Source organism: Paenibacillus sp. JNUCC32, assembly GCF_014863545.1.
Lineage (GTDB): Bacteria > Bacillota > Bacilli > Paenibacillales > Paenibacillaceae > Paenibacillus_AQ > Paenibacillus_AQ lautus_A.
In genome coordinates, this window is sequence record NZ_CP062260.1 from 6,670,024 (window position 1) to 6,683,449 (window position 13,426).

Sequence of the window (13,426 nt, forward strand, 5' to 3'; positions counted from 1 at the left end):
GGGGGTACCGCCATGCTTCGAATGTTACTTGGGGAACAGCCCCGGCAGAACAACGGCCTGCTTGAGGAAGCCATCGAATCGATGGTGAAGACAACCCGGCTTCTGCAGAAGGAAATGGATAAAAATCAAGATCCGACGCATGATTTTCGCAAGCTGGAGATTTGGACCCGGGGACTGATCGTCTCCCTGGATGAGCTGGAGCAGAGCTGGAATGCGGCCAAGCATTTCAGTCAATCGGTCCAATCGGGTTACATCGATGATATGTCGATTCAGGAGCAAGGGGAATATCAACGATATGTGTATTTTTACAAAAACGGCTTCATCCGCGTATTCTCGATCCTTGATAAACTGGGCACGGTGCTGAACGATTTGTTTGATCTGCATACCTCCAAGGTAAAGGCGCATTTTTCTTATTTTACGGTCCTGCGGCAGTTCAGATTTTTGAAGGCCCACGGTGAGCTGGCTGAAGAGTTGGAAGCGATCAAGGATCGCTACAAAGCACCGCTGAACGCGCTCCGCAAAAGGCGCAACGCTGAAATTCACTACATGAACTCCGAGATGCAGGATGATTTGTGGCAGCGCCATCAGGGGCTGTCCGACAAAATCGAGCTGGAGGATATCGACAAGCACCTGGATGATCTCCAACAGGGCATCGATATGGTATGCCGCAGCCTGGCCGCCTCGTATAAATATACGAACAAGCTGTGGACTGAAAATGGAGTGCGGGCTTAGGCACAAAATCGCCATGAAATTCCTTTTGACAAAAGCCTGAAAAGAATCTATACTAACTATTGCATTCATTAAATGTTATCAAATCAGATCAATTTAATCGGAAAAATTTCATATCGATGTTTTCTTATCGAGAGAGGCGGAGGGACAGGCCCGATGAAGCCCGGCAACCGACTTCTTGCGTACCATTGCTTAATGCGATGACGCTTGGAGTGACATGGTGCTAATTCCTTCAAAGCTATGGGATACCTTCAGCTTTGACAGATGAGAAAAGGCGTTGACTTTTACGTAAAGAGGGCCCTTTTTGATTCTACAAAAAGAGGCTCTTTTCTTTTGGGTAAATAGATATGAAGCTAAGGAAAAAGGAGGATTATCGGATTGATTGAGCTCAAGCAATTGACGAAGCAGTACGGAAAAGCCGGGTCATTAACAACTGCGTTGTCCGAATTGGATTTGTCGATTGAAAAAGGAGAAATTTTCGGAGTGATCGGACACTCCGGTGCAGGTAAAAGTACATTGATCCGCTGCATCAATTTACTGGAGCGTCCCACCTCGGGCGAGGTGTGGGTGAACGGCAAAAATTTGACGTCGCTCGGCAAGAAGCAGCTTCAGGCGGAGCGCCGTAAAATCGGAATGATCTTTCAGCACTTTAACCTGCTGTCTTCCGCGACGGTGTACGATAACATTGCGTTTCCGCTGCGTCTGATCAAGACGCCGAAGGCCGAACTGGAGCGCAAAGTATCCGAGCTGCTGGCTTTGGTCGGCTTGGAGGCGCATCGCGACAAATACCCGTCCCAGCTGTCAGGGGGCCAGAAGCAGCGGGTGGGCATCGCCAGGGCGCTCGCGAGCGATCCCGAAGTGCTGCTGTGCGACGAGGCCACTTCGGCCCTTGACCCGCAGACGACGGATTCGATTCTGCGCCTGCTGCTGGACATTAACAAAAAGTTTCATCTGACGATCGTGCTGATTACCCATGAGATGCACGTCATTCAGAGCATATGCGACCGGGTCGCCGTTATTCATCAGGGCGGCATCGTAGAGCAAGGACCGGTAACGGAAGTGTTCCTGAAACCGAAGCATGAAGTGACGCAGGAATTCATCCGCCAGGAGATGGACAGTGGCGAAGCGCTGCGGCTGGCTATGCAGGGTCAGGTAAACGGCCCTTCAAGAGCGGTTCAAATCACGTTCCTGGGGTCGAAAACGTACGAATCGATCCTGTCCCATACCGTTCATGAGACGGGCGTGAATTTTGCGATTCTGCAGGGTACGATCTCTACGATCAAAGAAACGCCGTACGGCCAGCTCATCGTTCGTTTCGAAGGGGAAGAACGCGCAATTGAAGATACGATCCGGAAGCTGCTTGAACAAGGACTAGACGTGGAGGTGATTCATTGATGTTCGGACTTGATTTTACCCAGATCGACTGGAAAGAGATATGGACGGCAACATTGGATACCCTGCGGATGCTGGGAGCTTCGGCCTTGTTCAGCTTCATCATCGGACTGCCGGTCGGCGTGCTGCTCTACATGGCCGCAAGGTCCACGTCCGGGTTGGTACGCTTCGGCTACACGATTCTGTCGTTCATTGTAAACATTCTACGCTCGGTTCCGTTCATCATCCTGATCGTGGCGATGATCCCGATTACGAAGTCAATCGTAGGTGTTTCGTACGGCGTGCTGGGCACCATTCCGCCGCTGGTGATCGGTGCTGCTCCATTCTTCGCAAGGCTCGTGGAAACGGCTTTGAATGAAGTGGATAAAGGCGTGATCGAGGCGGCTCACGCCATGGGCTCCTCGACAAGCCAAATCGTATGGAGAGTGCTCCTTCCGGAGGCTCGTCCGGGCCTGCTGGCCGGGATGACCATCACGATTGTAACCCTGGTATCTTACACCGCGATGTCCGGTCAAGTCGGGGGCGGCGGTTTAGGGGATTTGGCCATTAAGTATGGCTATTACCGTTATGAGACCGAGATCATGATTCTGGCTGTCGTGCTGATGATTGTCCTGGTCCAGCTGCTGCAGATGGCAGGAGATCGTCTGGTGCGGCATTTTACAAGAAAATAACGGATTGATGAGGCTTCAAGAAAGACAATATATAAATCATATATTTTTCGGAGGGAGAGTTTTAGAATGAAAAAATGGACATTGGCATTGATCAGCTTGACCTTGGTTACGGTGCTGGCTGCATGCGGCAGCAAGCCTGCGGATAACGCATCCGAGCCAGGGGGAACAACGGGAGGCGGCGGTCAAGAGACCGTGACCTTGAAAGTAGGGGCTTCGCCATCACCGCATGCCAAGATTCTCGAGCATATCAAGCCTGCGCTTGAAAAAGAGGGCGTAAACCTGGAAATCGTAGAATTCACGGATTATGTGCTGCCGAATACGCAAGTGGATTCCAAAGAAATCGACGCGAATTTCTTCCAGCACAAGCCTTACCTGGATAACGAAATCAAAGAGCGCAAGCTGGACCTGGAGTCCGTGATCGCCGTGCACGTGGAGCCGCTGGGTGCGTACTCCAAAACCATTACATCTGTGGATGAGCTGAAGGATGGAGCGGTTGTAGCCATTCCGAATGATCCTTCCAATGCTGGCCGTGCATTGACGCTGCTGTCCAAGAACGGCGTGATTAAGCTGAACGACGAAAGCAAGCTGGAAGCAACCGCCAAGGATATCGTAGAAAATCCGAAGAACCTGGAGTTCAAGGAAGTTGAAGCCGCCATGCTGCCTCGTATGCTGGATGAGCTGGATCTGGCTGTCATCAATACGAACTACGCGCTGGAAGCGGGACTGGACCCAACGAAGGACGCGCTCTTCATCGAAGACAAGGACAATCCTTATGCCAACCTGCTGGTAGCCCGTCCGGACAACAAGGACTCCGACGCCATCCAAAAACTGGCGAAGGCGCTGACTTCCGAGGACGTGAAAACCTTTATTGAAGAAGAGTACAAAGGTGCCGTCATCCCGGCATTCTAATTCGAGCAGTAAAGCTCGATATAATGTATATGAATTCATCGTATATGTGAAGAGAGGGCATTATCCAAAAAGACCTATCGGTCTTTGCGGATAGGCCCTTTTTTCTTTCTTTTTCTGTCGAATGGCCATTCCTGGTCGGAAGCAAGTTGTTCGGCCTTATCAAATCTTTTATACTGAAGGAAGGATATCCATCTGAGGAGGGAAAGCCTTGAAGGGAAAAGTGGCGCTGATTACAGGCAGTGCGACAGGTTTGGGAAAAATGACGGCACTGTCGTTAGCCCGGCAGGGATGTCATATAGCCATAAATTATGTGAACAGCAAGGATGAAGCGGAGACGCTTTCCCGTGAAATCGAGGGGTTTGGCGTGAAATCCATCGCGATTAAAGCCGATATCGCCAGCGAGCCTGAGCTGTATTCATTGGTGGATCAGACGGAGGAGCGGCTGGGCAGCGTCGATATCCTGGTTAACAATGCTGGACCGTTCATTCGGGAACGCCGTCTGTTCTCGGAGTACAGCCGCGACGAAATCGTACATATGGTGAATGGCAATTTAACCGGCGTCATGCTGCTGGACCATCGCGTTCTGCCTGCCATGCGGGAGAAAAAATGGGGACGCATCATCCACTTTGGTTTCGGGCATGCGGGAGAAGCCCGCGCATGGCCTCAACGCTCCGCCTACGCGGCTGCGAAGGTGGGCCTGGTCTCCTTTACGAAGACGCTGGCCGTGGAAGAAGGGCCGTATGGAATCACCGTGAATATGATTTGTCCGGGGGATATCCGCGGGGCCAACAAAGAGAAAACCATCGATGAAGTATCCGGCATTCAGGACGGGTTGACTCCTCGCGGACGATCGGGCAGCGGCGAGGACGTCGCCAGGGTGATCGAATATTTATGCCTGGATAAATCGGATTTCATTACCGGCAATATTATGGATATATCCGGCGGGCTGGACCCGATTCGCCCGTTAATCAAGCTGGAATAAAACATCCCCACAAAGTGGAATCTACGCTTCGATGCTTATTCCATTTACTTTGCGGGGATCCCAAAACCATTAAACGCGACTCAAGAATTGCTAACGCTTCGCAGAAAACTTATATCTTCTTTAATCTCAAAAAAAGAGTCTTGGTCCCGCGAGGGAAACCAAGACTCTTTATAGTTAAAGAAGATTTAGAATACTTGAACTACTTCTTGGATGCCTTCTACTTCTTCAACCAGGGCGCGCTCGATCCCTGCTTTCAGAGTAATGGTGGAGCTTGGGCAGCTACCGCATGCACCCATCAATTTCAGCTTAACGATGCCGTCTTCAACGTCAACCAGTTCCACGTCACCGCCGTCGCGCTGCAGGAACGGACGAAGTTTATCAAGCACTTCAGCCACTTCATCATATACAGTGGTTTGCGTGTTTTCACTCATCTTGTTCAACTCCTTTCCTCCCTATATTATAGTACATAAACCGGCAAAATAAAATGCCAATCTTAAGGCAGGTCTAATAACAATGTCCATTATCATTGAGTTTTGCACAAGCAATTCCTATTTCGGCACGGATAAAGTGCTGCAGACGCTTGAAGGCAAGTACGATTGCCAAGTCATCGAATATGGCTGCCTGACCAGCTGCGGCCAGTGCTATTTGATGCCCTTCGCTTACGTGGATGGCGATTGGGTTGAAGCCCCTACGGCTGAAGAGCTGCTTGAGGTTGTCATCCGCAAGCTCGAAAGCTTTCGGGACGGCGAAGAGGAGAGCTGACGTTCTGCTTTCGCTCCGCGGCGTCCCTCCACAGGAGCATCATCAGCGCCCCGTAACCGTCCGACTAGTAATGACGCTTGGATTTCCAGAGCACGCCGCTCTTTAATATCCTTGGTACCCGGCCCATGACCGACGTGCTGCCCATGAGTCCAAAGCCCGCATGTTTGCCGAGGGAACCCAGCGTTCCCTTCAGCTTCAGCGGAGATACCTTAGGCGTATCGTCGCGCCATAAAGCTTTCATGACATGTCCCACTTGCTCGGCCTGAGCCCCTGCCGCTTGCGCGCTCGGGACGAAGGGGAGGCTGGCGCAGTCGCCGATCACATATACCTCGGGATGGGACGGAACCTGGTACCATTCGTTCAGCAGAATGCGTCCGCTGCGGTCTTTTGGCAGATCCAGATCCTGTACGACCTTTACGGGCTGAATGCCGGCCGTCCATACCGCCAGATCGGTTGCGATCGGCACATCCAGATTGTACACGGCGTCCTTCTCCACTCGGGATACGGATACGCCGCTGTGGATGTCCACGTGGTGTTCCTCAAACCAGCGATGAATATAAGCAGACAAACGGTTAGGAAAAGAAGAAAGCACCCGTTGTCCCCGGTCCAAAATGGCGATATTCAGGTCAGGCCGGCTTTCCCGAAGATCGGCAGCGAGCTCGATGCCGCTTAGGCCTCCGCCAATGATATGAACTTGACCATATGGTCTGAGGTTGTTCAGGTTCAAATAGGTTTCCCGGGATGCCGCAAAAGATTGCAGGCTGAACGTGAATTCTTCAGCGCCCGGTACCCCATGATAACGGTCCGTACATCCCAGGGCAATGGCCAGCTGATCGTATTCCACCGGATCGTTGTTCGTCAGGTTCACAAGCTTCTTCTCAAGATCAATGGATAGGACTTCACCGTATACAACATGGAGGCGGTCATACACCGGGAATTTAACACGAACGGCGGTATCGGCCACGGTACCTGCTGCCAGCGCGTAATATTCGGTTTTGAGTCCTTGGTACGGCATGCGGTCGATGAGCACGACCTCCACGTCCGGAGGAAGATAGCCGCTGAACAATTCTTGAATTAGGGCAAGACCACCATAGCCTCCGCCGAGAATGACGAGCTTTTTCATAAATTTCTTCCTTTCTCAAGAGATAAGAAGGTGAGCGCCGATTCGCAAGAAAAACGCCGCTGAAAGCGGCTTAGGTTACCCACGCTATATTATCTCTTTAACCTGTTTTCCGTTTTTTGGAACGTCTGCTTTGCTTGAGTTTTTGCTGGTATGGCTTATTCGTAAACCTTGATCTCGTTATAGAAGGTATCGCGTTCGACCGGAATGCGGCCGGCGCCTTGGATGAGCCACACAAGCTCTTTGCGGGTCAGCCCTTCTGGCGTCAGCGCTCCTGCGGCATGGCTGATGCGTTCCTTTAGGATCGTGCCATGGACGTCCGATGCGCCGAAGCTGAGAGCGACCTGCGTCAATTGCGGCCCGATATTAATGAAGTAAGCCTTGATGTGGTCGATATTATCCAGCATCAATCGGCTGATGGCAATGGTTTTCAAATCTTCGTAAGCCGAATTGCGGCGCATGATGCCCGCATTCTTATTCTTCGGCTGCATGGACAGCGGAATGAATACCATGAATCCGTTCGTTTCATCTTGAAGATCCCGAATTTGCAGCATATGGCGGATCCGGTCCTCATGGCTCTCGATCGAGCCGTACAGCATGGTCGTGTGCGTCTTCATGCCGAGCTTATGCGCGGTACGATGAACGTCGAGGTATTGATCCACGTTGGCTTTATCCACCTTCATCTTCTGACGGTACTGGTCAGACAAGATTTCGGCTCCGCCGCCCGTCAAGGATTGAAGACCAGCCTTCTGCAGCTCCTGCAGCACTTCCTTCGTGCTGAGTCCGCTGATGCGGGTGAAGAATTCGATCTCCGCCGCGGTATAAGCCTTTAGGGTAACTTCAGGGAAACGTTCCTTCAATGCCTTCAGCGAATCTACATAGTACTGGAACGGGACATGGTTATTATGTCCGCCAACGATATGAAATTCACGGATGCCGGGGTGAATATGCTGTTCCACATACTCGATCATTTCCGCGCCGGAGAGGGTATAGGAGCCTTCCTCGCCTTGGTCTTTCCGGAAATTGCAAAAAGCGCAGCGGGATTCGCATACATTGGTAAAATAGAGACTCATGTTCTCAATGAAGTAAACTTTTTTCCCGTTCTTGCGCAAATTGGCTTCATTAGCCAGCTGCCCGAGGGTCAGCAGGTCATCGGTTTGATACAAATACACACCGTCTTCAAGATTCAGGCGTTCGCCGCGTTGGACTTTCGCAACGATCTCGGCCATTCTCTGATCGGTAAATGGTGTCACAATCGTGGACATGTTCAATCCTCCTGTTCACACTTTGACTTGCCGAATATTCGGCAGATCAAGTGATCATAAAGTGGATCACTCCCCGCGGGGAACGGTCCGTTTATAGTCGTGTAACAACGAAATCAATGAATTGGGCTGAATAAATAAATAACTTTGTGAAAAAATATACAACTGTGGACCAGCCATAACCTTTGCCGCATTTTAGCCGGGGGATGTGACAATTATCCAACAGTTGCCGCCCATGTTCCTTCCCTATTATAAACCTGACCCCTCGGGGTAGCAATACATATAGAGGAATTGAAATAGGTTATTGACCATATGGTAAAATGGCCATCATCTCAACCTTGAGCGAATTCGCGAAGAGGAGTATACTTAAAGAATGAACGAAAAGGAGGGTGACCTATGATATCAATCAGCGAAACAGCTGCAGAACGTTTGAAAGAAATGCTTGCTGAACAGGAAACGCCCAATATGTTCCTTCGACTGGGTGTCACTGCCGGCGGATGCAGTGGTTTTTCATATGCAATGGGCTTCGACGATCAAGAAACGGAAGCGGACGTATATATGGACCTGCAGGATATGAAAGTCGTTGTCGAGAAGGACGATCTGAAATACCTGAACGGTCTCGAAATCGACTTCGAGGAATCCGGCATGACGGGCGGGTTCACCATCCACAACCCGAACGCGACCGTAACTTGCGGCTGCGGATCTTCCTTCCGCACGGCAACGGATGCGGGCAAACCGAACGAAGAGCCTTGCTAAGCAGCGGGTTTTCGGGGACTGTGCTCTGAATCTAACCAATAAAAAGACCTCTGCGACCCTGTTGTCGCGGGGGTCCTTTTTTTGCTGCCGCCCATAAGAAAATGAAAAAATGCAGCGGACTCCCAAACGGGGGCAGCTGCATTTTGATGTTCTTCCTATCCGATCAGACCGGGAAGAAGAAGGTATCGTTCAGCATCAGCACGATCATGCCGGCAGCTACGAGCGAGAACACGATGCAGCCGGCCCCGAGTCCGCAGCGCTTGTCTTTGATGAACTTGAAGCCCATGACAAAGATCAGAACGGTGATGGCTGCAAGGGCAACCGACATGCCGACAATGGCAATCCAGTACAAAACTTCAAACAATGCTGCCAAGGTGACAAAGCCTCCTTTATGGTTATCCATGGATGGATTTATTACGGACAAAGCTCTGCTCTTACTATACGATAGATCACCTCATTTGCAAAGGGAAGCTCGCTTCGCGGCCATGAATACGTCAAATTATTAGGCATAACGATCCCGGACAATCATCCAAGACAAAGTGCGGATAAGAGAATAGGATAACGTATGTCATGAATAAAAGGAGGCGAAAGCAGCATGGCGGGAAGACAATTGGCCAGCAAGTGGCTGAAGACGGAAGCGCTGCTGACCGATCCGCAGGTTGCTCCCTACATTCCGGCGACCCAGTCGTATGGAGGGGATACCCTGGTCTCAATGCTGGATGAACACGAAATGGTCGTGATCAAGCCGATTGTAGGCACCGGTGGTAACGGAGTCATCCGAATACAGAAAGACGGAACGGGATACTTGGTAACCCATAAGAGGCGTACTGTTCATGTAGATACATTGAATTCCCTGTTGCACGTATTGAACAGAATGAAACTGAAACGGCGCTACATGATACAACAGGGGATTCATCTGGCTAAAATTCAGGGACGTCCGCTGGATTACCGCGTCAAGGTAGTCAAGGAAAGAGGAAGATGGGAATTCCGGGCCATGCTAGGACGGCTCGCGAACCCCGGGCTGTTTGTGACGAACATTTGCAAAGGGGGGACGCTGCTTCGTTGCCGCCATGCTCTGAGGCTGTCGCTGCCCCATATCAATGCCAGGGAGAAGCGTAATGAAATGCGCCACTTAACCAGACAGTGCATCACGATCCTGGAATCGCGCTTTCCCGGGATCGGGGAACTGGGATTCGATTACGGACTCGACGTCGAAGGAAAGATATGGATTTTGGAAGTAAATACAAGACCGAGCTGAATTTTTTGTTTAATATTCCCAACAGAAGTCGTTTATATGATTTTTTAATAGGGTAATAAAAAAATAACCGTAATCTACCGATATAATAATTGATCAATTTTTTTTATGGTAGATTTACCCCATATCCTGTGTATAACATTTATCCCCATAATCCACTTTGATATGACCTTGTTTCTTACACTTACCAACAAATTATACACAGGATTTCCACAAGAGGTTGTGGATAAGCGAACAGTTGTTCCGTTTTCGCATGTCTGATATGATAGATTCAGGAAATATGAGGAAGGGGTGTGAGGGGATGGCTATGTTGACGGATGAGATGCTTCTCGATTCCTATCATATGGCTGTTGAATTGAAGTTGGAACGAGAGTTCATCACTCTACTGCTGGCCGAAATTCATAAACGGAACTTGGACACCGATTCCGGCAGCATCCTGCATTAATCAGATTTTCGTATATAGAATAGATAACTTACGACATGATACGCATATAATGTGGGAGCTTTCAACCAAGTTCTACATATGGTTTGAAGAAGAATTAGAAAAGGTATCTTCCGTTCTGAGCGGCGCATCGCCCTCTGGAACGTTAGATACCTTTTTTTCTGTATGTCGAAGTGTTAGGAAATTCCGTACCTCTACAATTTCATGTTGCTGCTGTGTCCCGGAGCCAATCTGGCTTCAGGATCAAAGTATACTTTGGCATTGTTGACGGCGGTTGGCGCTTCGCCGAATCCGACGGCAATGAGCTTGACCTTGCCAGGATAGGTCGTGATATCGCCCGCCGCAAAAATACCCGGGATGCTGGTTTCCATGCGGGAGTCCACGACGATGGAGTTGCTTTCGATGGCGATGCCCCACTCGGAGATCGGACCAAGGGAGGAAACGAAACCGAAATTGACAATGACATCGTCAACTTCAATCTCTTGCGTCTCTTTGGTCTTAATATGCGACAGCGTCACCTTCGTAATGGCATCTTCACCATGCAGTTCCGTGATTTCGGTTGGTGTTACGATGTTCACCTTCGAGGCCATCAGCTGCTCCACGCTATGCTCATGGGCACGGAACTTGTCGCGGCGGTGAACCAGCGTAACCTGCTCGGCGATCGGTTCGATCATGAGCGCCCAGTCTACCGCGGAATCGCCGCCGCCGCTGATGAGCACCTTCTTGCCTTTAAAGCGGCTGAGATCGTTGACGAAATAATGAAGGTTCGCCTTCTCGTACTTCTCGGCACCTTCAATCTCCAGTCGGCGGGGTTGGAACGCCCCGACGCCGGCCGTAATGATGACGGCTTTGGCATGGTGTTCGCCCAGATTCGTTCTCACGACAAAATGACGTTCTTCAAGCTTTTCCACAGCTTGGACTTTCTCTTCAAGACGGATGTCCGTTTTAAAGAGCTCCATTTGCGCGGACAGATTGTTCACAAGCTCCTGAGCGGTAACCTTCGGGAAGCCTGCTACGTCATAGATATATTTTTCGGGATACAGCGCAGCCAATTGGCCTCCGAGCTGGGGCATGCTCTCGATAAGTTTAACCGAGGCTTGGCGCATTCCGCCGTAAAAAGCGGCAAACATGCCTGCAGGTCCGCCACCGATAATCAAAAGATCCGTCATATTGTTGTCTTGTGGCATCGTTGTCATGCGGTAAGCACCTCCATAAAGTGAGTTTATATTCGAATCAGACAGACGTTCTTGTCCGGATAAAGCTGATTCATGAATTCCTTACCTATTATAATCGTCCCGAACCGGCATGAAAAGACGAGAATTGAGTTAAAATACCTAACATTGGAATGGTTGCGCTTACTTAGCAAGTAAGGGGGGAAATGGCGGAATGATTTGCATATTTAATGGCAAAAAAATTCTTGATATTTGCATGGTTTATGCATATGATTAACGTGATAACTTGTGTTCATTGCAGGGTTCTCATATCGATTGGTTACGGCAGCAATCATAAGGAAACCGCAGGATTACAGCTGTTTTTGAACCGTAATGAACCATCAGGTCAAATGATGAAACGGGCTCTGATAAGGGCTCTTCTCTTTTTTTGGATGCAATTTCACAGAATGTTAACATGTGTACCATACTGTATATATAAAGAGTAAGCTGGAAGGAGCAGTAGAATGAGCAGCATACCGAAGATCGTAATCCTTGGCGCGGGTTACGGGGGCATATTGACAGCGCAGCGGCTGCAAAAAGAGCTGAATTATAATGAGGCCGATGTTACATTGGTGAATCGCCATGATTATCATTATATTACAACGCATTTGCATATGCCGGCAGCAGGAACCGACAGCATTGAGAATACCCGGGTATCCATATCCAAGTTGATAGACGAGTTCAAAATCGATTTGGTCAAATCCTCGGTTCAGGAAATCCGCCTTCACGATAAGAAGGTTATCCTTGAAGATGGAACGTTATCCTATGACTATCTTGTCATTGGACTCGGCGGCGAGCCGGAGACCTTCGGGATCCCGGGACTCGCAGAGCATGCGATGACGATCCGAAGCATCAACTCGGTACGATTGATTCGAGAGCATATTGAATATCAATTTGCTTTATATAAGAATGAACGCAGACCGCAAGAGCGCATCAACTTCGTGGTTGGCGGAGCCGGGTTCAGCGGCATAGAGTTTGTAGCCGAGCTGGCGGACCGCATTCCGAGACTGTGCAAGGAGTATGACGTCGATCCGACATTGGTGAACATTTATAACGTGGAAGCTGCGCCGTCGGCGCTGCCGGGGTTTGCTCCCGAGCTGGTGGAGTACGCCATGAACGTTCTCGAGAAGAAGGGCGTTACCTTCAAGATGGGCATTGCAATTAAGGAATGCCTGCCGGGCGGGGTCGTGCTGAACAACGGCGAAGAGATCCGGGCGGCAACGGTCGTATGGACCGGCGGCATCCGCGGGAACCGCCTGGTTGAATCGGCCGGCTTCGAAACGATGAGGGGCCGCGTGAAGGTTGATGAATATTTACGCGCTCCGGGATACGAGAACATTTATATTATCGGCGATAACTCCCTCATTTTTAACGAAGAAGGCAGACCTTATCCGCCGACCGCCCAAATGGCGATGCAGCAGGGCGTATGCTGTGCCCAGAATATCGTTGCGGCGATCCGGGACAAGTCCATGCGCAAATTCGAGTTCCATAATAAAGGCACGGTCGCTTCCCTCGGCCGGGGCGAAGGCATTGCGGTTGTCGGGGATAAGAAATATCAGGGATGGAAAGCGGCCCAGCTGAAAAAATTGGTTGATCTGCGCTACCTCTTCATTATCGGAGGCATTCCGCTCGTCCTGAAAAAAGGCAGGTTCCTATAAATGAGACATTGCAGCGTTCAAGTGCGGGGGCTGCTCACAAGAGATGAACTGGATCGCTACAACGCCCTGATGGAGGTCGGCTCCTACCTGGAGTCGCAAGAGCGGTACGATCTGGCTTATACCGTTCAGCAGGAAGTCGACATTCTCATTCTTCCTGCCATTGAGCGCCTCAAGGATAAAGGGCGGGCCCGGGACCGGGCCACCGCTGAATATCTTGAAACCTTGCGCAAGCAAGAGCAAGATGAGGAAGACGGCGAATAACAGAAGAAGGGATGCT

Annotated in this window: 16 protein-coding genes and 1 riboswitch; of the genes, 11 read left to right on the forward strand and 5 right to left on the reverse strand. The window is 50.3% G+C overall.

Annotated elements, in window-relative coordinates; all coding sequences use genetic code 11:
• Positions 1-12 precede the first annotated feature (12 nt).
• The 5 genes from JNUCC32_RS29650 to JNUCC32_RS29670 all read left to right on the forward strand — a co-directional run bounded on the left by JNUCC32_RS29650 (position 13) and on the right by JNUCC32_RS29670 (position 4,683).
• Positions 13-732 carry a Cthe_2314 family HEPN domain-containing protein gene (locus JNUCC32_RS29650; protein WP_015737419.1) on the forward strand — a complete coding sequence of 240 codons (720 nt, stop codon included), beginning with the start codon at positions 13-15 and terminating at the stop codon, positions 730-732.
• Positions 733-853: 121 nt separating this feature from the next.
• Positions 854-1,000: riboswitch (SAM riboswitch) on the forward strand.
• Between the two features lie 107 nt (positions 1,001-1,107).
• On the forward strand, positions 1,108-2,124 hold the full coding sequence (locus JNUCC32_RS29655; RefSeq protein ID WP_096776643.1) for a methionine ABC transporter ATP-binding protein: 1,017 nt from the start codon (positions 1,108-1,110) through the stop codon (positions 2,122-2,124).
• Entirely contained in the window at positions 2,124-2,792 is a 669-nt protein-coding gene (locus tag JNUCC32_RS29660) for a methionine ABC transporter permease (RefSeq protein WP_009592866.1), read from the forward strand. The genes JNUCC32_RS29655 and JNUCC32_RS29660 overlap by 1 nt, the downstream gene beginning before the upstream one ends.
• A 66-nt stretch (positions 2,793-2,858) precedes the next feature.
• The gene (locus JNUCC32_RS29665) at positions 2,859-3,701 is read left to right on the forward strand and encodes a MetQ/NlpA family ABC transporter substrate-binding protein (RefSeq protein ID WP_096776642.1); all 843 of its coding nucleotides are present in this window, start codon (positions 2,859-2,861) and stop codon (positions 3,699-3,701) included.
• Positions 3,702-3,909: 208 nt separating this feature from the next.
• Entirely contained in the window at positions 3,910-4,683 is a 774-nt protein-coding gene (locus JNUCC32_RS29670; protein ID WP_192570596.1) for an SDR family oxidoreductase, read from the forward strand.
• Between the two features lie 185 nt (positions 4,684-4,868).
• On the opposite strand, the gene JNUCC32_RS29675 is transcribed toward JNUCC32_RS29670, so the two are convergent.
• On the reverse strand, positions 4,869-5,114 hold the full coding sequence (locus JNUCC32_RS29675; protein WP_006212609.1) for a NifU family protein: 246 nt from the start codon (positions 5,112-5,114) through the stop codon (positions 4,869-4,871).
• Between the two features lie 82 nt (positions 5,115-5,196).
• On the opposite strand from JNUCC32_RS29675, the gene JNUCC32_RS29680 reads away from it, so the two are divergent.
• The gene (locus JNUCC32_RS29680; protein WP_009592888.1) at positions 5,197-5,445 is read left to right on the forward strand and encodes a YuzB family protein; all 249 of its coding nucleotides are present in this window, start codon (positions 5,197-5,199) and stop codon (positions 5,443-5,445) included.
• Positions 5,446-5,509: 64 nt separating this feature from the next.
• Here JNUCC32_RS29680 and JNUCC32_RS29685 read toward each other — a convergent pair whose 3' ends face one another.
• Both JNUCC32_RS29685 and mqnE read right to left on the reverse strand, forming a co-directional pair.
• Positions 5,510-6,568 carry an NAD(P)/FAD-dependent oxidoreductase gene (locus tag JNUCC32_RS29685; protein ID WP_009592908.1) on the reverse strand — a complete coding sequence of 353 codons (1,059 nt, stop codon included), beginning with the start codon at positions 6,566-6,568 and terminating at the stop codon, positions 5,510-5,512.
• 155 nt (positions 6,569-6,723) lie between these two features.
• Positions 6,724-7,830 carry an aminofutalosine synthase MqnE gene (gene mqnE, locus JNUCC32_RS29690; protein ID WP_009592862.1) on the reverse strand — a complete coding sequence of 369 codons (1,107 nt, stop codon included), beginning with the start codon at positions 7,828-7,830 and terminating at the stop codon, positions 6,724-6,726.
• A gap of 393 nt (positions 7,831-8,223) precedes the next feature.
• Between mqnE and JNUCC32_RS29695 the strand changes: the two genes are divergently transcribed.
• A complete protein-coding gene (locus JNUCC32_RS29695) occupies positions 8,224-8,583 on the forward strand; it encodes a HesB/IscA family protein (protein WP_009592872.1) in 360 nt (119 codons plus the stop codon).
• Positions 8,584-8,746: 163 nt separating this feature from the next.
• Here JNUCC32_RS29695 and JNUCC32_RS29700 read toward each other — a convergent pair whose 3' ends face one another.
• Positions 8,747-8,956 carry a hypothetical protein gene (locus JNUCC32_RS29700; RefSeq protein WP_192570597.1) on the reverse strand — a complete coding sequence of 70 codons (210 nt, stop codon included), beginning with the start codon at positions 8,954-8,956 and terminating at the stop codon, positions 8,747-8,749.
• A gap of 222 nt (positions 8,957-9,178) precedes the next feature.
• Between JNUCC32_RS29700 and JNUCC32_RS29705 the strand changes: the two genes are divergently transcribed.
• Both JNUCC32_RS29705 and JNUCC32_RS29710 read left to right on the forward strand, forming a co-directional pair.
• Positions 9,179-9,841 (forward strand): YheC/YheD family protein, encoded by a 663-nt coding sequence (locus tag JNUCC32_RS29705; RefSeq protein WP_009592895.1) that lies wholly within the window; start codon positions 9,179-9,181, stop codon positions 9,839-9,841.
• Positions 9,842-10,139: 298 nt separating this feature from the next.
• Positions 10,140-10,283, forward strand: a complete 144-nt coding sequence (locus JNUCC32_RS29710) for a sporulation histidine kinase inhibitor Sda (RefSeq protein ID WP_006212600.1) — start codon at positions 10,140-10,142, stop codon at positions 10,281-10,283.
• Positions 10,284-10,474: 191 nt separating this feature from the next.
• Here the strand turns inward: JNUCC32_RS29710 and JNUCC32_RS29715 are convergent, their stop codons facing one another.
• Positions 10,475-11,476, reverse strand: a complete 1,002-nt coding sequence (locus JNUCC32_RS29715; protein WP_009592883.1) for an NAD(P)/FAD-dependent oxidoreductase — start codon at positions 11,474-11,476, stop codon at positions 10,475-10,477.
• 479 nt (positions 11,477-11,955) lie between these two features.
• On the opposite strand from JNUCC32_RS29715, the gene JNUCC32_RS29720 reads away from it, so the two are divergent.
• Positions 11,956-13,149 carry an NAD(P)/FAD-dependent oxidoreductase gene (locus tag JNUCC32_RS29720; RefSeq protein WP_009592911.1) on the forward strand — a complete coding sequence of 398 codons (1,194 nt, stop codon included), beginning with the start codon at positions 11,956-11,958 and terminating at the stop codon, positions 13,147-13,149.
• On the forward strand, positions 13,150-13,410 hold the full coding sequence (locus JNUCC32_RS29725) for a hypothetical protein (protein WP_009592851.1): 261 nt from the start codon (positions 13,150-13,152) through the stop codon (positions 13,408-13,410).
• Positions 13,411-13,426 lie beyond the last annotated feature (16 nt).